The organism is Candidatus Fermentibacter sp., from assembly GCA_030373045.1.
GTDB lineage: Bacteria > Fermentibacterota > Fermentibacteria > Fermentibacterales > Fermentibacteraceae > Fermentibacter.
The window spans coordinates 12,785-35,600 of record JAUCPW010000027.1 but is presented as its reverse complement, the minus strand read 5'-3'; the positions used below and the strand labels follow the sequence as shown (position 1 = coordinate 35,600).

The window sequence follows — 22,816 nt, the reverse complement described above, 5'->3', positions numbered from 1 at the left end:
CATTGGCGCCTGTTCTCCTGGCTGCCCTGATCCTCGGCACCGATGCGGTCTTCCTCAGGCACCAGGCCCTTGTCGACCTGGCGTGCGACTCGGCCGCGGCGGTCGAGACATCCCTGGAGGTGGTCATCCCCCTCGATGCCGCCGGCGTCTCCAGGTTCTCGACCCTGTCCGTCCCCTACGACAGCTGGAATGAAACCATAACTGTGATCACGGCCGAGCTTCATCCCCTGCGCCCCGGGAGACCCGACTCAGAGGCCGCCTCCACCGAGAGGCCCAGGCCCGGGCTGGCCGAAGCCGGCAGGCTCGAGAGCAACTTCAGGGAGTATCTGATAGAGTTCCCCGGCCTCGAGACAGGCGACACCATATTCGTCTCGACGCGCCGGGAGATACGCAGACTGCCCCTCGCCGACGCCTACAGCTACTCCTTCTACACCCAGTCCTCGGACAGCATCCATTCGAGCTCGTTCACGGTCCGCTGGCCGAACGGGGTGCCGCTGCACTTCACGGGGCCCGGCCCCCTGTCCGACTTCACGTCAGACGGCGTGAGGACGGTGGAGTGGCGGTCGGGTCCGATGGAGCCTCTGCCGGTGCTGCCCCTCGGGGTGCCGGTCGAGCAGGAGGCCGGGCACGTCACGATCTCCTCGCATTCACCGGGCGAACTGGGCGTCCTCCTGTACGGGATCCTCGATCCGGGCATCCCGTCGGGCGAGGAGCTGTCGGCGCTCGCCCCGGTTCTCGACTCGACCGGTACGGATCCGGACACCCTCAGGGCGTGGGTGGCCTCGAACATCTCATATCTCGGATCGGGGATAGGCACCGATCCCGGCTTCACCCCACGGACGCCGTCCGAAACGCTCTCGGACAGATGCGGGGTGTGCAGGGACAAGTCGGTTCTCCTGGCCGCGCTTCTCAGGGCGGCGGGTCACGGTGCCTGGCTCGGCCTGACGAGGACGTCGCACCCCCTCGATCCACTCTGCGGCATCAGGGACTTCGACCACATGGTGGTCCTGCTCGACAGGGACGGCGTGCTCGACGTGCTCGACCCCTCCACCACAGGCCATTCCACCCCCGCAAGCTATGCGCTCCGGGGCCTCCCGGTCCTCCCTCTCGCCCCCTGGTGCGAAGGATACGTGACGGTTCCCGACCCCGGACTCGATTCCCTCAGGATGAGGGTCTCCCTGGGATTCTCACCCGGGCTGGACAGCCTCCGCGGCACGATGGAGGTCGGTTTCGCAGGAGCTGCCGACGAACTCTGGCGCGACATGCTCTCGCGTGTCGACTCCGGAGCCTGGCCGGAGCTCCTCGAGGCGCTCTTCGGCGTCTCGCCCGGGAGCACCCTGGGGGTCCACGGCGATCCGTGCGACCCGCTCTCGGACTTCTCCGTGTCGGGGACGGTCTCGATCCCGTCCCGCGCGGTCGAATCCGGGGGGATCCGCATGATCCTCCCCGGGCTGGCGGATCTCGACGTTGCAGGATCGAGGGTCTCCGCCCTTCTGCTGTCGGCCCCCGACCGCGACGGCAGGGTGCAGGGCACCGATACGCCCCTGCTGGAAGTGCTGGAGGGGGCCGTCGCCATCCCGGGGGGCATGACCGCATCGCCGCCCGGACCCTTTGCCGGCGGAGGCTACTCGGTGAGTGCCGGGCTGGAGGGGGATTCGCTGGTCTGGACGGAGATCTGCGACCTCGGCAACCATCCCGCCGGGACGCTCAGGGTGACCGCGGCATTCCGGTGTTCCGGCGATGGGCGGCGGATCCGCCTGGAGGAGCCTTGATCCGCGCACCGCTCGCGCTCGTGGCCTTTGCCGCCCTGGCCCGGGCATCGCTGCTCTCCATGGACATGTCCGAACAGGACGGCGATCTGACGACCGTCCTCTCCGTGGACGGGTTCGATTCGAGGAGGTATCCGGTCCCGTTCGATCCGGCGTTCACGGACGTCCGGCTCCTCGATGCCTGGGTCGAAACGGCCGACGGGACGAGATCGGACCTGCCGGGCTGGGCCGTGGACACCCTCGGCAGCTCCTCCGGGATGCCCCTGGCCCTGGTCGTGGCGTTCCCCGGCAGGATGGACGGAGGGGGATTCCTCCGGGTGGAGACCGTCGACCACGGAGGGCTGTGGGACGACGGCGCGTGGCTGGGCTTCACCGCACCGGAATGGGCCGACAGTGTAAGGATCACCATGCGCGGCCTGGGGGAGGAGCCGGCCTGGGAGGGTGACGGCTACAGCCTCGAGATGGACGGATCCGACGCGGTGTTCACCGCCTTCGCTCCGGCGGGGCGCCTGTCCGTCTCCACCATACCCGGCTGGCAGGCGCTCTACTCGATGATGTCGGAATCCTACCTGGCGGCCCTCGATGCGGAGAGACCGACCTCGGTGGCCGGGGCCGCCCTCGAGGCCGGCGCTGCCGGAGCAGACATCCCGGCCGTCATGGCCAGGCTCAGGACCATCGTCTGCAACAGCTTCACCCTCGAGTCGCCGGGGCACCCCTGCCGGCTGTTCGCAGTGGATTCCATCGACGAACTCATGAGGAACAGGAGTGCAGACAGGCTCGAACTGGCGCTCGTCACCGCAGCGGTTCTCGACGAGGCCGGGATCGTGACCGAACTCCTGTTCGCCTCGTCGGACCCGGCATCCGTCCCCGTCCCCGTCGACTGGGACAGGCCTGTAATCTCGGCACGGCTGCCGGACGGCAGGAGCCTGCTCGTCGATCCCTCGGCCTATCTCAACAGCGCCTTCCACATACCCGGGCGGGAGTCGCTCTCCATGCTCGGCCCCCACGGAGACGCGCCGGCCGCTCCCGCCGCGGGGGGACCCGAGGACTACTGGAGGGAGGCCTGGGAGATATCCGCCGACGGTTCGTTCAGGCTCGAGCTGTCCACGGGGGGTGCCGCCGATTCGCTGCTCAGGCACAGGCTCGCGGGCCTCGACGGGCCGCCTGCCGCTGCGGCGCTGGCTCTCTGGCTGCTGTCCGGAGGCCAGGTAGCGATCATCGACTCGATGGAGACGACCGACCTCTACGATCTGGCCGAGGGAGCATCGCTCGCGGCCGGCGGACGGCTGGCGGGCGGCGTGGCGCCGGGCGAGCCCTCGAGGCTGCCGCTGCTCCCGGGCTGCTCCTGCCCGGGAATGCTCAGGACCTGGAAGCTTCCCGGGAGGATCGAGGCCGCGAGCGACGGGCTCCGCATAGAGGAGGACGGCTGCACCGCCGCCGACACCGCCTCCCTCTCGAGCGCCCCCGTGATCCTGGTGGGGGATGCATGATGACCATCCGTGACATCGATGCTGCCGGAGCAAGGGAAGTCCCCCGCGGTCGGGCGGGGGATGCCGGCTCGCTCGGTTCGATCCGGCAGGAGGGCAGGAAGGTCGCCCGGGCAGCCGGCCTGATGGGCCTGCTCACACTGCTCAGCCGCATCCTGGGGCTGGCGAGGGACGTCGGCCAGGCCGCCGTGCTGGGCACCGGCATGGCGGCTGATGCCTTCACCCTGGCCTTCGTGGTCCCCAACATCCTCAGGAGGCTCTTCGGCGAATCGACCGTGAGCGCCGCCCTGGTGCCCACCTTCACTTCCACACTCGTTTCGAGGGGCGGTCGCGAGAGTTCGAAGCTGGGATCGAGGGTCGTGACATTCTCCGCACTCTGCCTGTCCGCGCTCTCGATTCTGGGTATCCTGGCGGCGCCTCTCCTGGTGGCCCTCTTCGCCCCCGGCTTCGGCGAAGTGCCCGGCAAGGCCCTCCTCTCCACCCAGCTACTCAGATTCCTCTTCCCCTACATCCTCTTCGTCGGGACAGCGGCCGTCGTGATGGGGATGCTGAACAGCGCACGGCACTTCCTGACGCCCTCCCTGGGGCCGGTGCTCTTCAACCTGCTGGCCCTGGCAGGCCTTTTCGCTCTGCCGGCCGTCTGGAGGGCGGACGCTCCCGTCTGGCCCTACTCCGCGGGCATCCTTGCCGGGGGGGTCGCGCAGCTCCTCGTCCAGCTCCCTGCGCTTCGCAGGAACGGCATCTCCCTCAGACCCGACTTCGGATTCCGCGACAGCGAGTTCAGGTCCGTGCTCCGGCTCGCCGTTCCGGCTCTCGTGGGGCTCGTTGCCGCCGAGTTCAACGTCCTGGTGGACCAGATGGTGGCGTCCCTGCTGGAGGAGGGCAGCGTTGCGGCTCTTTCCTACGGCAACAGGATCATGCAGTTCCCCCTCGGGATCTTCGCGGTCGCATCGGCTACGGCGCTGCTGCCCACCCTGAGCCGGCAGGCCGCGGCCGGGAGGCTTTCGGAGGCACGGAAGACCCTCGGATACGCGACGCTCGGTCTCGCCGCGCTGCTGGTGCCGGCCACCCTGTTCACGTCGGTCCTGGGGCGCCAGAGCGTTGCGGTCCTTCTCTCCAGGGGTGCGTTCGGCGCCGATTCCGTCGACCTGACCGCCTCGGCCCTGACCTTCTACTCGATCGGACTGGTGTTCTACGGCGGCGTGAAGATCACCGCACCCGTCTTCTACGCCATGAGGGACACGAAGACCCCCGCCATGATAGGAATGGCCTCGATGGGCCTCAACATTGTGCTGAACGTCGCCCTGTCGTGGCTCTTCATAACGACGGGATGGGCGAGACCGCTGGCCGGCGTGGCCCTGGCCACCAGCCTGTCGTCGGCCGCCAACCTCGTCGCTCTGCGGATCGCCATGAGGAGGAGGCTGGGCCCCGGGAGCGGAGCCCCCGCAAGGGCCTGGGCGGCCGTCCCGGTCGCCTCGGGGGCATGCCTCTGGCTGCTCTTCGCCATGAGGCCATGGGTCGACTCCCTCTGCGAAGGCGGCACCCTGCCCGGGCTGGCCGCCCTCACATGCGCAGCCCTGGCCTCCCTCGCCTGCTTCCTGATCGTGCTCGTCGCCACGGGCGGCCGGGGGACCGCCTCACTCCTGAAACTCGTGCTCGGCCGTGGCGGGAAAGCCGTCGCTTGAGGCCGCGGCGGGGGCGGCCCCGCACCTGCCGGGGGTCTACCGGTTCGTGGACCCCTCGGCCGCCATCCTCTACATCGGCAAGGCGGTCGACCTCAACAGGAGGCTGAGGGGGCACCTCGCGAACCCCGGTGACGAACGGCACAGGATCATCCTCGAGAAGGCCTGCACGGTCGAATGGACCGTCACCCGGTCGGAGGTCGAGGCGCTGGTCCTGGAGGCCGATCTCATCCGGATCCACAAGCCCCCGTACAATGTCCGCCTGCGCCAGGACCACAGGTATCCGTTCCTGGAGCTGACCACCGACGAGGAGCTGCCCAGGCTGGTGGTGACCAGGAACGTCGACCCTTCGAGGGACATCCCCAGGTTCGGGCCGTATCCGGACTCGAGGACCCTGCGCTCCCTGGTCGAGTTCCTGCAGGAGGCGTTTCCGCTGCGCAGATGCCGCACCCCTGAGCCCGCCTCGCGCACCGGAAGGAGCTGCCTGCTCGGGCAGATATCCCGTTGCCCGGCCCCGTGCGTCTCGGACAGGGGGGACTACTCCGGGAACGTCGAGGCGGTGCTCAGGATCCTGAAGGGCGACTGGGAGGGAGCGCGGTCGGGGATCGAGGGGCGGATGGAGGAGTCGGCCCGGGCGATGAGGTACGAGGATGCCGCGAGATGGCGCGATCTCCTCGCCAGGCTCGACTCCTTCGGATGGCCCGCCCCGGAGAGCGCTAAGGACAGGGTCAGCAGGGACATAGCGGCAGTCAGGGAGAACTGGGGCATCATCCTCCAGATGCGTTCCGGCAGGTTCACCGGGGTCGTCAGGCTGCCCTTCGAAAGCCGCTGGAGGCAGGCTGGCGTGCCCGAGCGACTGTCGGTCCTCCTCCACACCTACTATTCCGAGACCGGCGACATACCCCGCGAGATCCTGACCACGGAGGATCCCGCGGATTCGGACATGCTCTCGCAATGGCTCTCGGACAGGAGGAAGGGCTCGGTCACGATTCATGCTCCTGCGAGAGGGACGGGCAGGGAGCTCGTGGCCGTTGCACTGAAGGACCTGGATCACTTCCTGGCCAGGCTGGAATGGAAGAGGCCCGGGGGCAGGGCCGAACGCACGAAGGCTGCCCTGGAGGCGCTGGCGGACATGCTGGGGCTTCCCGCCCCGCCGGAATGGATGGTCGCCCTCGACGCCTCTACGATACAGGGGTCCTATCCCGTTGCCGCCCTGGTGAGCTTCAGGGGCGGCAGGCCGGACAAGTCGGGGTACAGGAGATTCTCGATGGCGCAGGGCATAGGGCGGAACGATCCGGCCATGATAGCCGACTCCGTCAGTAGGTTCCTGGCCGGCATCGAGAACGGAGCCCTGCCCGACCTGTTCCTTGTCGACGGCGGGATCACCCAGCTCAGGGCCGCCATCGCCGCGGCGGGGGACGCCGCCGACCGGACCCTGTTCGTGGCCATAGCCAAGAAGGAGGAGGCCCTGCTGTGCGGCAGGGAGGAGCGGTCCGTGTCCCGGAACCCGGACGAACCCCCCATGAGGATCCTTGTCGCCATGCGCGACGAGGCGCACAGGTTCGTCCTCCACTACCACAGGACAAGCCGCTCGCGCGGCGAGATCAGGTCTGTCCTGGACGACATCCCCGGAGTGGGGCCGTCGCTGCGGGCTCTCCTGCTGACCCGGTTCGGCAGCGTGGAGAGGCTGCGGGCCGTTTCGGAGGAGGATCTCTGCACGGTGCCCGGGATAGGCAAGGCGAGGGCGGCGCTCCTCAGGAGGTATATCGATGGATGGGAGTCCCCGGAGCAGATTCGGGTTCGTGGAGAAGGAGATGCACATCGATCAGAGGGGGTGGGTGCTGAACCCGTTCGACCATCTCCCGGGGGCCGGGACGGGAATCACGACGGTGACTGACTGCCACGCCTTCTCCATCGAGCCGGGCTGCCGGCGCGGCGGGCACGTCCATCCCGGCAGGGACGAGCAGGTCGCGGTCCTGCAAGGAGAGGTCTTCATCGGCGATACCGAACTGGGGTTCGAGGAGAGGATGTCTGCCGCAAGGGGAGGGCTGCTGGTGATCCCTCCCGGAGTCCCCCACGTGTTCGAGAACAGGGGTCCGGAGACGGCAGTGGCGCTCTGCTTCAGCTCCCTGCCCGCATCGAGATGAAGGGCGGCGAGTCCTCCCTCTACCCCCCGGTGAGGGATTTCCTAAGGCGCCTCGGGTACGAGGTCAGGGGAGAGGTTCTGGACTGCGACGCGGTGGGAGTGAACGGCTCCAGGATCGTGGCGGTCGAACTCAAGTCCACCTTCTGCCTGAAGCTGGTGCTGCAGGCGGTCGAGAGGCTCTCGTGCGCCGATTCGGTCTACGTGGCGGTGCCTTCGGACTCCCCCTCGCTGCGCGGCAGGCAGGTCCGCAAGCTGCTGCGCATGCTGGGGATAGGTCTTCTCGCGGTGGACACCCGGTCGGGCTCGGTCGATCCGCTGATCGATCCGGGCGAGTACCGGCCGAGGCGGTCGAAGGCAGGGCGGGCCAGGCTCAGGGCCGAACACATGGCGCTGGAAGGCGACCCCAACACCGGGGGGAGTGCGAAGCGCGGAGGCAGGATGACCGCCTACAGGCGAAGGGCGCTGGCGGTGGCTGCATTCCTGGCGGCCAACGGACCCTCGCGGTCCGCGGAGGCCGCCGCATGCCTGGGCGATCCCGGGGCATGGAGCATCGTATACCGGAACGTATACGGATGGTTCGAGAAGACGGGCCCTGGCACCTACGGGCTTACCCCCAGGGGCGCTGCCGAGTCCGCTGCCTGGTCGGCCGCGGGAGCCGGCCCGGTCAGGGGAGCAGGGGCGGAATGAAGAGGCGGCCCGGACCCTGGCCCGGCCGCCCCCCATGCACCTTGCGGATCAGCGCCCCAGGTAGACCATGCTCGATGAGCTGGAGCCCGCGGCGGTATCCAGCCTGACGAGGTAGCACCCGGACGCCATGGGTGCCCCGCCGTCCGAAAGCCCGTCGAGGACGGTCATGCCCGAGGAGGCCGATGCGTCCTGGGTGATCGTACTCACCAGCCTGCCCGTGACATCGAAGACCGACAGGGTGAACCCGGACGGTTCCGGCATGGACCAGTACACGGAGATCGACCCGGATGCCGGGTTGGGGCTGATGCCAGTGGCGACCCGCAGACCCTGTTCGGGAGCACCACCGCCCAGGCCTGTCTGGTTGGTGACGAATAGCAGCGCCGGGTCGCCCAGGAGGTTGTTCTCCTGCAGCACCCAGTTCTGCATCGACATGCCTCCTGCCGCCTTGAACGCATCCTTGGCCGCGGCCTGCATGTCGCCCACCCTCTGTACGCCCAGAACGAACATCTGGTTGGCGAAATGGACCTCCAGATGTTCCGACGGGCCCATCGAGGGCGGCGCCCCGTAGCCGTTGTTCGAGTTGAACATCACGGCCACGGCCCCTCCGGTGGTCGAGTTCATCAGCCTCTCTGCGCTGCAGTTGGAGACCGAGAGCTGTCCGGCGAGGCAGGCTATGGAATGGAACACCGGGAACATGCCCCAGTTGGTCATCTGGTTGATGAGGCCGGCCGTGATCATGCTGGTGGGGGCGTAGTACCAGTAGATCCCCGAGGAGAATCCGTGCCCCTGGGGGGAGACGTAGCTGACACCCTCGTTGATCAAGTCGACCTGGTTGTTGGGGTGCGATCCGGATGAGTACTCGTAGAGCTTCGTCTCGATCCAGGAGCCGGGTATCCTCTTGCAGATCGAGTCGCAGACGAAGCGTCCCCAGTAGCCGTACTCGGGCCACAGGCCGGCCCCGCAGAGCAGTGCGCGGGTCCTCCAGGAACCGGCGGGGGAGACCGTCTCGTATTCGATGGTCTTCTGCACCATCGTAGCGACCTGCGCCGGCAGGTCGGTGCTGAACCGCCCCACGGCGATGTCGGAGTAGTAGTTGATGCCGTCGGTGTTCTCGCCGTAGAGGTGGTCGCCGTCGTTGTCCCAGGTGCCGTCGAGGTCGCTGTAGTAGAGGTCTGTGGTTTCGTTGAGAACCGTCCCGCCGCCGACGTCGAGGCTCGACATCCGCTGGGTCGGGCCCCAGTCGCCCACTATGAGGGCGTACATGAGGCCGTGGTTGAGATAGGCGTCCTTTATGTAGTTCCTGATCTGCTCCTGGGTGTCGTATCCCGCGTATGAGGAGTAGATCCATTCGGTGGAGACGAATTCAGCCGTCATGCCCGAAGCGTTCCTGTGGGTGACCAGGGGCTCGAGGGTGGATTCCAGGGCTTCCGGGGCGATGACCACCCAGGACGACCAGTCGGTCCCTCCTCCGCGGACCTGGGGCCGGCAGGCCGAGAGGTCCTCCGGGTTCGACACGATGCCTTCGAGGATGGATTCGGCGTTCCCCACCTGCGCCGCTCCCAGGCTGAAGGTGTCCGCCGCGGGGTCGTCCTCCCAGCGGAGGGTCACCCTCGCCTGCGTGATGCAGGTGACGGAGCCCGATGCCGGATCGTAGGTGAACGGCGTGAACTGCACGGTGGCGAGTCGGAAGCCCGTGCGGGTGCCTGTCTCGACCGATACGACATTCGATGCCGGGAAGACCGCGCCGCCCATGTAGACGCCCGGGTCCCTCAGGAAGGGGCCGGGATCGGACCCGAGCGGGACGGACCTGACGGGGAGGATGTCGTACATCCCGTCGACCCGGGTCTCGGAGATGACCTCTACGGAGGCTTCGACGGCCGAAGCTCCCTGGGGGATGACGAACGTGCGCGCCATGGCAGGGAGGTCGGGCTGACCCTCGGGGAAGCACGGGGTCGCGCCGGGCCAGCAGATGGCATCCCCCCCCTCGTATTCCACCATCTCGAAACCTCCCGCGGGAAGCGAGAAGTCGAAGGATGTCCCGCCGGCGGAGGCGGGGGCCGGGAGTGCGGACAGGCAGACCGAAACTGCCGCTGCGAGCGGGATGCGTGCCGCTGCGATCATCGATGCTCCCTCGCGCTGGTGTGATACGAGAGGAACGGAGTTTCGGAAGGTCCGGTTCCGGCCCGGTTCTCGATGCGCGAAGATAAGCGTGGCCCGGCCCGGGGGGGAGTGTGCCGGTGCGCCTTCGGGGCGCATTTCGTATAACTGGCCGGTGTCCAGTGGATGGGTCGGGATGGCTCCATCGGCCGGAGACGGCGGGAGGAAGAGATGGGAAAGACGCTCGATGACCTGAAGCAGGCGTTCGCCGGCGAGTCCCAGGCGAACCGCAGATACCTGGCATTCGCGAAGAAGGCCGACGCAGAAGGGCATCCGCAGGCTGCAAGGCTTTTCAGGGCCGCGGCCGAGGCCGAGACGGTGCATGCACATGCCCACCTCCGGGCCATGGGCGGCATCGGTTCGACCCGCGAGAACCTCGCGGCTGCCGTTGCCGGCGAGGTGCACGAGTTCGAGAAGATGTACCCTGCGATGATAGAGGACGCCAGGACCGAGGGCGAGGCACAGGCCCTGCGCTCGTTCGAGTTCGCCAACTCGGTCGAGAGGATACATGCCGGCCTCTTCGGGACCATGCTCGAGAGCCTCGGGCAGGGCGGCGACCAGTATCCCTACCACATCTGCCCGGTGTGCGGATTCACCGCGGAGAAGGGCGCCCCCGACGTCTGCCCGATCTGCGGCGCGAAGGGATCCTCCTTCGTCAGGATAGACTAGCCTTTCGGAATCCGGCCCGCCGGGGAGTCGGCCCTCCGGCGGGCCTCCCCGCTCCGCCGCGGAATCCCTGGACGACCCCGACCTCCCGGACCGGTCCATGACTGACGGGTTTGCCCGCTTCGCCGCTTATTCCCATACTTGCGTTAACAAGGCGTGCCGGGGTGGTGGAACGGCAGACACAACGGACTTAAAATCCGTCGGCCAGCGGCCGTGAGGGTTCGAATCCCTCTCCCGGCACCAGCCCGACCGACGATCCGTCGGCTGGAGGCCATGCCTGCGATAAGAGTCCTGAGCGATGAAGTGGTCAACCTCATCTCTGCCGGAGAGGTGGTGGAGAGGCCCGCATCCGTGGTCAAGGAGCTCGTCGAGAACTCCATCGACGCAGGTGCGGCCTCGGTCGGGGTCTCGACAGAGCGGGGGGGCAGGCAGTCGATCACCGTCAGGGACGACGGGTGCGGCATGTCGCGCCACGACCTCCTGCTCTCCGTGCAGCGGCACGCCACCAGCAAGATCATGCTCGCGAAGGATCTCGACAGCCTCTCCACCCTCGGTTTCCGCGGGGAGGCACTTCCCAGCATCGCCTCGGTCACGCGCCTCTCGATCGTTACCAGCGACGGTTCCGAAGCCTGGGCCCTCTCGATGGAGGGAGGGGTGCTCGGGGGCGTCACTCCTGCTGCAAGGACGAGGGGAACTACGGTCACCGCATCGGGCATCTTCTTCAACCAGCCCGTCAGGAGGCGCTTCCTGCGATCCGAAGGCACCGAGGAGTCCTGGGTCCGCAGGCATCTCGAAGGTCTGGCCTTTTCCAACGACAATGTCTCGATCAGCCTCTCGTGCGACGGGAGGGAGTCCTTCTCCATACCCGCGGGCACGCTCGAATCGAGACTCAGGGCGAGGTTCGGAATCCCGGACGGAGTCCTCGCGGCAGCGGGGAATGCATCTGCCGGGCCGGGAACGGCCTCCGTCGTGTTCTTCCCGGACAGGACCTCGGCCTCGAGACAGCACGTGTATGTCGTCGTCGACGGCAGGCCCGTCTCGGTCAGGTCGGTCTCCTACGTCCTCGAGAGCATGCTCGCGGGGCCTGCCGGCTGCCCGGTATGCGTCTGCAGGCTCGATCTCCTGCCCGGCGAGTGCGATGTGAACGTGCATCCCGCCAAGCTCGAGGTCCGCCTGCGGAACCCTTCCGGGGTGCAGGCCCTCGTCGCATCTGCCGTCTCCGCCGCCTCGGCGGGCAGATCCGCCGCGGTGGGCCTGGCCCTGGGCGTGAGGGCCGCCGGAACCGTGAGGAGACCGGCCTCCTCCGCCTCACAGGACGGGTACGACCGGCCCCCGGACTTCTTCGACGGGGGCGCAGGCGTCATGTCCCCCGGCCCGGATCTGCCCGCGAACGGCCTGGTTGCGCCCCGGGTCTCGGCCGTGCAGCAGGTGGGGCGACGCTACCTGGTATCATCGGTATCCGGGGGGATCGTGATAGTAGACCCCCATGCGGCACACGAGCGGGTCCTCTTCGAGAGCATCCGGAAGGGAGTCGCGGGCCGGCAGCGCCTCCTGCTGCCCGAGCAGTTCGATCCGGGTCCCGGGCAGGCCGAACAGTTCGAGGCCTTCCGCGACATGCTCACCGAGGCGGGTTTCGAGATAGACGCGTCCGGCGGGCAGTACACCCTCATGTCGGTTCCGGAGGGCGTGAGGCACGGCGCCGAGGCCGTGATGGAGATCCTGTCGGCGCTCTCGGAACCCTCGAAGGCGTCCCTCCCCCCGCTCGACCAGATAGCTGCGGCCGCCGCCTGCGCCGGGGCGGTCAAGCTGGGCGACGCGCTCGATCCGGAGCAGGCAGCCGAACTCCTCGACATGCTCTTCGCGACGTCCGACCCGTTCCACTGCCCGCACGGCAGGCCCACTCTGATAGAGATATCGGACGCGGAACTCGCGCGGAGGTTCGGCAGGTGACTCCCGCTCCGCCCATCCCCGTCATCACCGGGTGCACGGCCTCGGGGAAGACGGGGCTCGCCCTCGCGATGGCAGCGAGGATACGCATGGAGGTCATAAGCGCCGATTCCAGGCAGATCTACAGGATGATGGACATAGGCACCGCGAAGCCGACCCGCGAGGAGAGGGAGGCGGTCCCGCACCATCTCCTGGACATCATGGACCCCGACGGGACCTACTCGGCGGGCAGGTTCGCCAGGGAGGCCTCCGCCCTTGCTCCCGCGATACGCGCGAGGGGGGCGGTGCCCGTCGTGGTGGGCGGCACCGGCCTGTACCTCCTGGCCCTCACCGGGCGGTTCGATCCGCTTCCGCAGGCCGACGGGACCCTCAGATCCATCCTCTCTGCCTGCGAATGCTCTTCGAGGGGCTTCGTACGGAGGTGTCTCGCGCGGCTCGATCCCGCCTCGGCCGGGACGCTTCACCCCTCGGACGCCGTGAGGGCTCTGAGGGCGCTGGAGATCACGCTGCTCTCGGGCAGGAGGGCGTCGAGCCTCAGGACGGGGGGTCCCGGGCGGGGTGACGTGTTCAGGATAGCCAGGGTGGATGTCCCCGGCCCCGATCTGCGCAGGAGGATCTCGGCAAGGACCCGCTCGATGCTCGAATCGGGTCTGGTGGACGAGGTCCGCCGGCTCTCAGCGGCGGGTTTCGGCCGGGATTGCGCCCCTGGGCGCACCATCGGGTACAGGGAGGTGCTGGATTCGCTCGAGGCGGGCGGTTCGGGCGATGATGCGGCAACGGCGATCGAGAACGGCACATGGCGGTTCTCGCGGAGGCAGAGGAACATGCTGGGCCGGCTCCCGGCGGATCTGGTGACCGACGGGGGCGACCCTGGAGCCTTGTTCGAGACCCTGTTCGGAGACGGGGTCCCATGATCACGGACAGGGAGGGATGGATCGTGCAGAAGGTCGGCGATACGATTTCCGAGCATGTACCGCTCGAGGAGGTGAGGATCGAGGACGTCGACAGCCTCGATCCGCCGGATGGCTGGAACCCCGATACGCCGGGAGCGGAACCCGTGCCTCCGCCGGTGCTGATAGAGGAGGAAGGCCGGTTCTCCCTCCTGGTGAACCACGACTCCTTCTGGAGGGCCAGAGCGGCAGGGATGCTCTCCATCAGAGCGCTGGTGGTCAGGAATCCCGTGCACATACCCCCTGCGCACAAGGCCGTGAAGAACAGCCTGGAGGAGGCCCTCCTCTTCGACGGGCTCCTGCGCACCGCGATCGTCCCCAACAGGAGCCGCCTGGCCGAACTCCTGGATTTCTCGCGGGCCAGGATCACGCAGGTCCTGAACGTCCTGAAGCTCCCGCTCGTCATACGCCGCGAACTCCTCGTGACGGGCAGCATCAGCGAATTCCACCTTCGTCCCCTGATAAAGATGGACGACGAGAAGAGACAGATCGCGTCGTTCCGAAAGCTCCTGGCCGACGGGCTCACCGGCAGGCAGATGGCCCTCTTCGCGGCATCGGGCGACGAGGGAGAGGGGCAGGCAGGGGTCGACCTCGAGAGCCTCATGGCACAGCCCGTCCTCGTCACCCCCCCGGGACCCGCCGAGCACGCAGCGGATCCGCAGGTCGGCCCGCCGGCCTCCCCGGCGCCGCAGGAGAGCCCGGCCGTGGCCGAGGCGGAATCCGCACCGGAGGACGTCGGCAGGGCGGAGCATGATGCTTCGTCCGGGGAACGGACGAAGGCTCCGCGCCAGGCGACGAAGCCCGACCAGATCCGCAGCGATACCCCGTCTTCGGCCGAAAGGGCTCTCTACATGAGGGCCAAGGGCCTCCTCGAAGTGCTCGGTACTCTCCGAGAGAAGGGCTGGGAGGAGAAGGCCACGAGGAACGGTGCGACGCGAGAGGAGATGGTGTTCCTGGAGGGAGTCTCGCTGCTTCGGAAGGGTCAGTACGAGAAGGCGGCCGAGACGCTGACCAACGCATCGCACCTGTCTCGAGGCAACGCCGCGGTGTTCTTCTTCCTCGGCAGGAGCTACAACCTGCTGGAGAAGCTCTCGAGCGCCGAGGAGTACCTCCGTGCGGCCTGCGAGCATGTTCCGGACGACCCGGACATCCTCTCCGAACTCGCCATCGTGCTCGAGAAGCAGAAGCGCTACACCGAGGCATCCAGCTTCTACAAGAGGGCTTCGGCGATAAGGAACCCCCCGGCTCCGGCCAAGGGGAGGAGGCAGTGAGGTACCGCCTCCTGTGCGCCTCCGCGATGGCCGCCCTCATGGCGGGATGCGCCAGGATCGCGGCACCCTCCGGCGGCCCCGAGGATACCGAACCGCCGTACATCGTCTCGCTCTCACCGGAGCCTTCCGCCGGCACGCCGGATCTCGACGAGGTGGCGATCCGGTGGAGCGAGCGGATGCAGGAGAGCTCCATCGAGATCAGGGTGTTCCCCGCGATCCCGATCCGCGTGGGCAGCTCCCCGGGGCGGACCGTGGTATCCCTGGAGGAACCGCTTGGTGCCCGGACGATGATCCTCCATGTCTCCGGCACGGCGGCCGATCTGCGGGGAAACAGGATCGTCCAGGCGGTGGACCTGGCCTACAGCGGCCTGGACACGCTGCCTTCCGGATCCCTGAGGATCGGGCTCGCCAGGCAGGGGGGGACCGTGCTCAGCGGGTCCGTCCAGATCGACGTGCTCGACGCCCTGGGAACGATGGTCCGCAGGACGTCGCCCGATTCGACCGGATCGGCCGTGGCTGGCTGGCTCCCGGGCGGCGCCTATTCGGTGATCTGCTTCGAGGACGGCGACGGAAGCATGTCCTGGGAGCGCGAAGTCGAAGCCGGCGCCGAGACCACCGTGGTGATCGGCGACGCCGACTCGCTCGATCTCGAACTCGTCCTGACCGTCGTGGACACGATAGGTCCGAGGCTCGTGCAGGTTCTCGCACTGGACGAGTTCCACGCCCGGGTGGACTTCAACGAAGAGCCCGCCCAGCCGGCCGATGCACGGCGGGTGTTCGGCATCCGCGATACTTCGGGCATCCCGGTCCCCGTGCTCGGCTGCTGGTCGTCCGGTTCGAGGGAGGAGAGGTCGCTAGTCCTGGCCACCGGCGGGATGCCGGAAGGCGTACTCCTCCTCCGGACGGAAGGCGTCGCCGACCTCCTGGGCAACACGTCCGCACCGGATTCGATCGAGTTCGAATCGTCGGACTCGGCATCGGTGGACACGATACATGTCAGATCGACGTTCCCCGCCCCGGGTTCCGTGGAAGTGTCCGCATCGACATCAGTCATCTTCTCGCTCTCCGACTGGGTCGATCCCGATTCCCTGGCGGGGGTCTTCAGCATGACCCGGGTCGCCGACAGTTCCGTGGTGGAGGGCGTGCTCAGGGCGGACGACGGAAGGTCCTTCACATTCACTCCTCTGCATGACCTGCTCGGGGAGGAGCAGTACAGGGTCGAGATAGGCCCCGGCCTCGTCTCGCCTGCGGGAGACTCCCTGGGATCGGTGGGATGGTCCTTCGTGGCGGCATGGGGCGACGAGCCCGGGAGCATGGAGGGAACGGTCTCGGGAGGAGGAGCACGCATAGTTCTGGAGGCCCGTGCGGCCGGTTCGGGGGGAGCCTCGATCAGCGTCGGGATCGACCCTGGCAGGTTCCTCCTCGAAGGCATCCCGGCCGGGCGGTACACGGTCTCGTGCTGGTCCGACCGCAACGGCAACGGTGCGTGGGATCCGGGCGAACCCTACGGGTCGTGGCCCGGGGTGGTCCTCGTGCGCCCGGGGACAGTGACCGGAGGGATAGATGTCGAGATTCTCCCCTGAGGCCGTCTTCGACCCCGCGTCGTGCACCTCATGCGGCAGATGCCGGGTGGTCTGTCCCGTATCGGCGGTCTCCGGTGACCCGGGGGACCGCCCCTCGTTCGATTCACGGAAATGCATAGCCTGCGGGCACTGCGCGGCCTTCTGTCCGGCCGGCGCCTTCGGCTGCTCCGAACCGGCCGGCGTGGAACCGTGCAGCGGCGATTCCCTGCTTTCTCTCATGAAGAGGCGCAGATCGACGAGGTTCTTTGATGGGAGCTCCATTTCGGATGCGGAACTCGCGAGGCTCCTCGAGCCGGTCGGATGGTCGCCCACCGGTGTGAACGCCTGCGGCCTGGCAGTCAGGGCCTTCAGGGACACCGAAGCCCTCGCTCTCGGCACGGGCATCGTCAGGACGGCCCGCCTGCTCGGGAAGTGCGGGCTCCTGAGGATCCTGGGAGCGCTGACCAGGACCGGCCCATTCCTGGAACGCGAGGCGGCGGGGGAGGATCTCGTCTTCCGCAAGGCACCGCTGGTCCTCTTCTTCTTCTCGCCGCGGAGAAGCCCGACCTCCCTGAGCGACGGGATCATAGCAGCGACCCTCGTCATGACCGCTGCGGAGGCAATGGGGCTGGGCACCTTCTGGAACGGCGTGGCCCGGGCGCTCTATCCCGTGATGCCGGGATGGAGGAGGTCCTCCCGGGCCAGGCCGGGGATGAGGCTCTGTGCAGTGCTCTGCGTCGGCAGGCCGGCCTGGGGCTGCAGGCCGATCCCTCCCCGCGACTGGGAGCTCCTGGGCCCGTCTATTCCGGGGACGGCACGGGTCTGAAGGGCATCGGATCGTGAAGGTCGGCCCGCCAGGCGTCAGGCCTGTAGAAGCCGTTGTGCAATAACAGTCTGGATATCGAGTAGAGCGCCATGTCCACCCTGCTGAGCCTCAGGCGGCCGCCCGAGGAACCCACGTCTCCGAGATCCGCCAGGGCTCCGTCCACCACGAATCCGAACCGGGCCACCGGGGAGCCCTCGTACTCGATCGTGCCGAGCCTCTCCTCGACCCACCGGCCCTCGGGGAGGCGCCCGCCGGGCCATGCGGCCGTGCTGATCTCGCCGGTTCTCATCCCCAGGCTGCGGTCGAGATCGGAGAGCACTGCGGTCAGGGCGGGGGCCCACAGCTCGGGAGGAAGGCCGGTGAAGCTCCTGTGCCTCATGGTGTGGTTCCCTACAGCGTAGCCGTTGTCCAGCAGGAAGTTGAGCTTCCGTTCGAGGTGCTCCGCCTGGCCGAAGGGCGTCTTGTCGAGGGAGATGTTGAAGACCGCCCCGCGGCCGAAGTCCGGGTGTTCCGAGCAGAAGGACTCCATGATCCCCACGGCGCAGGAAGGGTCTATCCGCAGCAGCCCGTCGGCGTCCTGGACGTAGTCGAACTGGCTCTGCCATCCGTCGTCGAACGTCACCATGACGGGGCTGCGCCCTTCGGGCAGCCCGGACAGACCGTCCGCCAGATCGTCAGGGGTGATCAGGTAGAAGCCTTCCGAGCAGAGCTGCTCGAGGTCGCCCCTGAACCTGGCTGCGCTGACCGAGAGGCGGCCACCGGTGCCGATGGAGTGGTAGCACAGGATCGGGAATCCGTCCGGCGCCGAGGATGCGTTGACCGTGCCCGCGGTGTCCGGGGGCGGGCATGCGTATACCCCCGGCCCGGCGAAACCTGCCGTGACAGCGGGGATGAGGGCGAGTGCGCAGGTCAGATCAGCTCTCCGGCATTATCGTGATCCGGTCCAGCACGGCGCTCGTCCAGCCGTCCACGAAGATGCCCGTGCGCCCCATGACCGGCATCGTGGTCCTGACGACCTGCAGGAGCTGTCCGTTCACGTAGAAATCGACATAGTTGCCGTGTATCTCCGCCGTGAGCTCGATGCTCGCGGGGTCGTAGGGGAGCAGCCGGCTCGTTTCGAAGGGGTCGAGGCCCATCACGGGGGTCCACATGCTCCCGAGACATCTCTGTATCGTATACTGCCCGCGGGAGTCGACTCCTGCGAGCAGGAAGCTCCCGTCGTCCTCCGCCCTGAGCACCAGCCCGAGGACGGAATGGGGCGACGATTCCTCGATCTGGAAGACGGCCTCCACGGTGCCGTCCCTTGTCAGGGCGGCCGTCGAGAGCAGCACCAGCGGGTCGCCGGACGCAGAATTGTCGATGTGGAGCCCGCCGTGATAGACCTCGAAGCGGCAGTCCGGCCCGAAGGGTGCGTCCGTGATGTCGTCGAAGCTGCAGTTGAGCAGAGTGTCCGTCAGCTCGGGCGCCATCGCCTCCACGGCCGCGCCCGGTCCGGGTTCCCTGCCGATGAGCGGGCCTGAGAAGAAACCGGATGTCCGGGTTCCGCAGGAAGCGGTGAGGAGTATGAAAACCGCCGCGACAGGAGCAGGCTTGATCGAGAGCAAGGTCTTCCCTCCCCGGACGATGGGTTTTGTACACCGGATCAGGCGCGAAGCTAAGGCCGCGATGCTCGCCTGTCCAGTCGCGTTCTGCTGCGCCTGCGGCCCTCAGCGGCCCGTTCAGACTGGAGTTCCGGCGGACTCGTCCTCCCGGGGGGGCTTCACGACCGTCCTGCCCGGTGCGCCCGCCGTCTTCGGTGTCGAGGCCGCCGGGCCGGACACCGTCGAAGTCTTCTGGGCGGACGGTTCGCACGTCGGAGACATCATCATCGTCGCCTCACCCGGCTCCCGGGTCGGTGCGGGGGACACCCTGGCGGTCGGAACGGACTCGGTGGCCATCATGGACCTGGAACTCGCCGAGATGTCCCTGGCCCTGGCCGAAGCCCGCTCCGCCGCCTCGCCGGCAGACTCCGCGCTTCTCGCGGAAGTCGCCCTTGCCGCGGCCAGGTGCTCGGTTCTCGAAGCCTCGTCCAGGATCGCCCTTCTCTCGCCTTTCGAGGGGGAGGTCCACTCGGTCTCCTCCTCATCGGCCGGGCAGCCCGACGGAGGGAGACCCGGAGCCGAGATAGTGGCGCAGGGCCGGAGTATCGTCTCGCTCATCCCGCCCCCTTCGTCCGTCATGCTGCGCTGGCCGGAATCCGCCGGAGAGCTCCGGCTCGTGGAGGAGAGGGACGGAACGGGCATATATTCCGGAGATGCTCCCGAAGGGGCCTTCGCCTTCCCGGGTTCGTTCTCGCTCCCGCGGAGGGCGGTGCTCGATTCGGGGCTGTCCAGCCTCGTGGTGCTGGCCGGGGGCGACAGCATCCGGATCGAGCCCATCTGTTCGGACGGGGATTTCGTCACGGCCCTCGGACCCATCCCCGGGGGAGCGGCCGTGAGGGTGTGGACGGGGCCGTGAAGGCGCGGCCGCCTCACGCGGAGGTTTCGGCATGAGTTCGACCGCAGGAGTCTCCTTCGAGACGGGGCTATCGTTCCCGGGGCTGCCGGCGCTCCCGCTCGAGAGGTTCGCAGAGTGGCGCGGGAACGGCAGGCTCGGTTTCATGCAACTCCCCTTCCAGAGGGGACTCGCTGCCTCGTGCCTCGAACTCGCCGGAGCGTTCGCAGGCGAGGTGGACGACGTGATAGTGGACGGGATTGGAGGGTCGGCGCTCGGTGCCAGATGTCTCCTGTCAGCCCTCGGCCCGGGGAGCGGCCCCCGCGTCCGCCTGGTCGACTCGCCCGATCACCGCACCGTGGATGCGGTGAAGGAAGCCTGCAACCCGGCCAGGACCCTGCTGGTCGTGATCACGAAGTCGGGGTCCACGGCCGAGACCATGTCGGTCCTCCTGTCGCTGTACCCGTGGCTCCCGGCAGGCATCCGCGACCGGCGCACCGTGGCCGTCACCGATCCATCCAGTGGCGATCTCAGGAAGCTGGCCGACGACAGGGGATGGGCCTCCCTCCCCATACCTCCGTCGGTCGGCGGCCGCTACAGCGTGCTCTCCCCGGCGGGGCTGCTTCCAGCCGCCTTCGCCGGTCTGGACATCCCGGCCCTGCTCGACGGTGCCGCGGATGTGATCCGTGATTTCGACCTGGAGGGCACGGAAAGCCTGGCCGGGCGCCTGGCGGCCTGCTGGCTGGCCTTCTTCGAGAGCCATCCGGTCCATGTGTTCTTTGCCTACAGCGACAGGTTCTTCGACGTGGCGCTCTGGTTCTCGCAGCTCTGGGCCGAGAGCCTGGGCAAGAGGAGGCCCGGGGGCGGCGCCGGTCTGGGCCAGACTCCTCTGGCATGCCGGGGGCCGGCCGATCAGCACTCGCTCGTGCAGCTCTTCATGGAGGGCCCCGCCGACAAGTTCTTCACCTTCCTGGACATGACCGAGCCATCTCCGCCCCTGCCCGGGGGCTTCGAGGGATACCCATCGGCGGAATGGCTCACGGGGAGGACGCTGGACGAGCTCAGGCGGGCCGAGTCCTCCGCCACCTCGGCCGCCCTCGCGGAGCGCGGGCTCCCTGTATGCAGGCTCCACGCCGGTGAATCGCCTTCGGAGAAAGCCGTGGGTGCGCTGCTCGCAGCCATGGAGATCGCCACGGTGCTCACGGGGCTTGCACTGGGAATCGATCCGCTAGACCAGCCGGGGGTCGAGCGGGGCAAGCATCTCACCTTCGCGGGCATGGGCCGGCCGGGCTGGCAGTGATACAGGCAATCCTGGCGATCTCCTGCCTCGCCTCCTTCGAGGCGTCACCCCTGGACCTGCTCGAGACCGGGATCATGCTCGAATGGTCCGAGCTGCCGTTCATGGCCGGGCTGGACGTGCGGACGACGGTCGACGGCAGACCACTCCTGCTCTGCGGAGGTCCGGGGGTTCCCCTGCCGCCCTGGGGCTCCTTCGAACATGTGGAGATCCTGAGCCCTCTCGAGGCGGGCATCTGGGGAGGCGGAGGCTGGACGGCCGAGTTCTCGACCCCCGGCATTCCCGACAGCAGCTACAGGAGTTCGGTGGGTCTCCTCGAGAGCACCGTCGGCAGGAACAGGTACTCCGGACTCCTGCAGAGACCGCTGCCGCTCGGGATGGGCGTGAGCGCGGCACTGGGCCGCGAGGACACGATCTCGACCCAGCTCCTCGGGCTCGAACGGGGGCCCCTGTCCGCGACGGGCTTCCTCTGGCAGGGAGCGGGCGGCGGCGACGGCTACTCGGCCGGCTTCTCCTACTGCAGTCCGCCGGTTTCCGCCGGCTGCTTCCTTGCATCGCCCGTCGAGGGCGTGAGGCTGGCCGAGCCCACCGCGGCCGCATCGGCCTCCCTGGGGCGGCTGACCCTGGAGTCGGCGGCCGGGCTTTCGGCATGGGACTCCCTGACTCACGCGGAAGCCCATCTCAGATCCTCCTTCGATGCGGGACCCGCGACGCTGATCGCCAGGGGTGACATGTCGTCGGACTCGGGAGAGACCGGGTTCGCAGGCACGGCGGGGCTGCTCTGCACGATCCCCGGAGGCCCCGCTATCGGCGCCGGGTTCTGCAGCGTCCCGGGAGGGGTCTCCGGCTTCCTCGCCACCGCCGGGTGGGGCCCGGCAGGCGCCGAGTTCTTCCACGACGGGAGCGATGCCTCCGCCGGCGCGCACATCACCTGGCCAGCCTGGCTAGGGCTTTCGGGCTTCGTGTCGGACAGCCTTCTCAGGGCTTCCGTATCGGCCTTCCCCGGATTCGGCTTCGGAGGGAACGGACGCATCACCCTCGGGGGCAGGCTAGTAGCCCTGCAGTCCGACCCGGGTGACGGTTCGGGAAAGGTGGAGAGCACGTCGGCCGACGCGTGCATCTCGCTGAGCATCTTCGGCTTCTCGCTGGTGGGCGCCCTGGAGGACGCTTTCGACGATGACGACAGGAGAATGTCGTACGGGGTCGTGTGGATCTTCTCCGACGGCCCTCCGTGGGCGCCGCAGGATGGAGACGGGAGGGGATCGTGAACTCTGCCGGAAGGATAGCCGTCCTCGCCTCTGGGCGGGGGAGCAATTTCGAAGCACTCTGCACATCCGACCTGGGAGGCGCATCGGTCGTGCTGCTGGCCTCCGACAATCCCTCGTCGGGCGCCATGCTGAAGGCCAGGAGGCTGGGCGTCGAATCGATCCCGTTCGATCCGGGGCCGGGGAGGTCGCGCGTATCTCCGGAGGCGGAGAAGTCGCTGGCCGACCTGCTGGTATCGAAGTCCGTCGACCTGGTCTGCCTTGCCGGATTCATGAGGGTCCTGGGCGGTGCCCTTCTCGAATCCTTCGCCGGGCGCATCCTCAACATCCATCCCTCGCTGCTGCCGGCCTTCCCCGGCCTGCACGCCCAGGCCCAGGCCGTCGCCCACGGGGTGAAGGTGAGCGGCTGTACCGTGCACTATGTAGATTCCGGCACCGACACCGGCCCGATCGTGCTCCAGGCCGCGGTGCCCGTACTGGGGAGCGACACGGCCGACTCGCTCGCCGATCGGATCCTGCAGGAGGAGCACAGGATCCTCCCGGAGGCCGTGAGACTCCATCTCGGCGGCAGGATCAGGATCGACGGCAGGATCGTGAAGAGCCGTATTCCCGACGGCCCGGCGTAGTTATAT

The 22,816-nt window shown here is 68.1% G+C and carries 19 protein-coding genes and 1 tRNA gene; 17 read left to right on the top strand and 3 right to left on the bottom strand.

All coding sequences use genetic code 11. The features are described 5' to 3' along the window. The first annotated feature begins 2 nt into the window (after nt 1-2). The 6 genes from QUS11_05225 to QUS11_05200 are packed head-to-tail and all read left to right on the top strand — an operon-like array spanning nt 3 to nt 7,771. The gene (locus QUS11_05225; protein ID MDM7992695.1) at nt 3-1,772 is read left to right on the top strand and encodes a DUF3857 domain-containing protein; all 1,770 of its coding nucleotides are present in this window, start codon (nt 3-5) and stop codon (nt 1,770-1,772) included. Continuing rightward, a complete protein-coding gene (locus QUS11_05220) occupies nt 1,769-3,259 on the top strand; it encodes a hypothetical protein (GenBank protein ID MDM7992694.1) in 1,491 nt (496 codons plus the stop codon). The genes QUS11_05225 and QUS11_05220 overlap by 4 nt, the downstream gene beginning before the upstream one ends. Beyond that, the gene (murJ, locus tag QUS11_05215; protein MDM7992693.1) at nt 3,259-4,941 is read left to right on the top strand and encodes a murein biosynthesis integral membrane protein MurJ; all 1,683 of its coding nucleotides are present in this window, start codon (nt 3,259-3,261) and stop codon (nt 4,939-4,941) included. Before QUS11_05220 ends, murJ begins: the two co-directional genes overlap by 1 nt. Beyond that, nucleotides 4,919-6,835: an excinuclease ABC subunit UvrC gene (uvrC, locus tag QUS11_05210; GenBank protein MDM7992692.1), complete on the top strand. Its 1,917-nt coding sequence runs from the start codon at nt 4,919-4,921 to the stop codon at nt 6,833-6,835. The genes murJ and uvrC overlap by 23 nt, the downstream gene beginning before the upstream one ends. Continuing rightward, nucleotides 6,828-7,085 carry a cupin domain-containing protein gene (locus QUS11_05205; GenBank protein ID MDM7992691.1) on the top strand — a complete coding sequence of 86 codons (258 nt, stop codon included), beginning with the start codon at nt 6,828-6,830 and terminating at the stop codon, nt 7,083-7,085. The genes uvrC and QUS11_05205 overlap by 8 nt, the downstream gene beginning before the upstream one ends. Further along, nucleotides 7,082-7,771, top strand: a complete 690-nt coding sequence (locus QUS11_05200; GenBank protein ID MDM7992690.1) for a DUF2161 family putative PD-(D/E)XK-type phosphodiesterase — start codon at nt 7,082-7,084, stop codon at nt 7,769-7,771. Before QUS11_05205 ends, QUS11_05200 begins: the two co-directional genes overlap by 4 nt. A 48-nt stretch (nt 7,772-7,819) precedes the next feature. On the opposite strand, the gene QUS11_05195 is transcribed toward QUS11_05200, so the two are convergent. Then, a complete protein-coding gene (locus QUS11_05195) occupies nt 7,820-9,892 on the bottom strand; it encodes a C25 family cysteine peptidase (protein MDM7992689.1) in 2,073 nt (690 codons plus the stop codon). 207 nt (nt 9,893-10,099) lie between these two features. On the opposite strand from QUS11_05195, the gene QUS11_05190 reads away from it, so the two are divergent. The 7 genes from QUS11_05190 (at nt 10,100) to QUS11_05160 (ending at nt 17,150) form a co-directional block, all read left to right on the top strand. Then, on the top strand, nt 10,100-10,597 hold the full coding sequence (locus QUS11_05190) for a rubrerythrin family protein (protein ID MDM7992688.1): 498 nt from the start codon (nt 10,100-10,102) through the stop codon (nt 10,595-10,597). A gap of 155 nt (nt 10,598-10,752) precedes the next feature. Then, a tRNA-Leu gene (locus QUS11_05185) sits at nt 10,753-10,837 on the top strand. Nucleotides 10,838-10,867: 30 nt separating this feature from the next. After that, a complete protein-coding gene (gene mutL, locus QUS11_05180; protein ID MDM7992687.1) occupies nt 10,868-12,544 on the top strand; it encodes a DNA mismatch repair endonuclease MutL in 1,677 nt (558 codons plus the stop codon). Then, nucleotides 12,541-13,455, top strand: coding sequence for a tRNA (adenosine(37)-N6)-dimethylallyltransferase MiaA (gene miaA / locus QUS11_05175; protein MDM7992686.1), 915 nt, complete (start codon nt 12,541-12,543; stop codon nt 13,453-13,455). The genes mutL and miaA overlap by 4 nt, the downstream gene beginning before the upstream one ends. Next, entirely contained in the window at nt 13,452-14,762 is a 1,311-nt protein-coding gene (locus QUS11_05170) for a tetratricopeptide repeat protein (protein MDM7992685.1), read from the top strand. The genes miaA and QUS11_05170 overlap by 4 nt, the downstream gene beginning before the upstream one ends. Continuing rightward, nucleotides 14,759-16,345 (top strand): Ig-like domain-containing protein, encoded by a 1,587-nt coding sequence (locus QUS11_05165; protein ID MDM7992684.1) that lies wholly within the window; start codon nt 14,759-14,761, stop codon nt 16,343-16,345. The genes QUS11_05170 and QUS11_05165 overlap by 4 nt, the downstream gene beginning before the upstream one ends. Further along, nucleotides 16,326-17,150, top strand: a complete 825-nt coding sequence (locus QUS11_05160) for a nitroreductase family protein (GenBank protein MDM7992683.1) — start codon at nt 16,326-16,328, stop codon at nt 17,148-17,150. Before QUS11_05165 ends, QUS11_05160 begins: the two co-directional genes overlap by 20 nt. On the opposite strand, the gene QUS11_05155 is transcribed toward QUS11_05160, so the two are convergent. Then, the gene (locus QUS11_05155) at nt 17,125-17,775 is read right to left on the bottom strand and encodes a hypothetical protein (GenBank protein ID MDM7992682.1); all 651 of its coding nucleotides are present in this window, start codon (nt 17,773-17,775) and stop codon (nt 17,125-17,127) included. The two genes, QUS11_05160 and QUS11_05155, sit on opposite strands and share 26 nt — an antisense overlap. A 289-nt stretch (nt 17,776-18,064) precedes the next feature. After that, a complete protein-coding gene (locus QUS11_05150; GenBank protein MDM7992681.1) occupies nt 18,065-18,754 on the bottom strand; it encodes a hypothetical protein in 690 nt (229 codons plus the stop codon). Here QUS11_05150 and QUS11_05145 point away from each other — a divergent pair. Genes QUS11_05145 through purN form a run of 4 tightly spaced genes read left to right on the top strand, consistent with a single transcriptional unit; the run spans nt 18,741 to nt 22,810 of the window. Then, nucleotides 18,741-19,646: a hypothetical protein gene (locus tag QUS11_05145; GenBank protein ID MDM7992680.1), complete on the top strand. Its 906-nt coding sequence runs from the start codon at nt 18,741-18,743 to the stop codon at nt 19,644-19,646. The two genes, QUS11_05150 and QUS11_05145, sit on opposite strands and share 14 nt — an antisense overlap. A gap of 31 nt (nt 19,647-19,677) precedes the next feature. Beyond that, nucleotides 19,678-20,922 carry a glucose-6-phosphate isomerase gene (locus tag QUS11_05140; GenBank protein MDM7992679.1) on the top strand — a complete coding sequence of 415 codons (1,245 nt, stop codon included), beginning with the start codon at nt 19,678-19,680 and terminating at the stop codon, nt 20,920-20,922. After that, nucleotides 20,919-22,187 carry a hypothetical protein gene (locus QUS11_05135; protein ID MDM7992678.1) on the top strand — a complete coding sequence of 423 codons (1,269 nt, stop codon included), beginning with the start codon at nt 20,919-20,921 and terminating at the stop codon, nt 22,185-22,187. The genes QUS11_05140 and QUS11_05135 overlap by 4 nt, the downstream gene beginning before the upstream one ends. Then, nucleotides 22,184-22,810 (top strand): phosphoribosylglycinamide formyltransferase, encoded by a 627-nt coding sequence (gene purN, locus QUS11_05130; protein MDM7992677.1) that lies wholly within the window; start codon nt 22,184-22,186, stop codon nt 22,808-22,810. The genes QUS11_05135 and purN overlap by 4 nt, the downstream gene beginning before the upstream one ends. Nucleotides 22,811-22,816 lie beyond the last annotated feature (6 nt).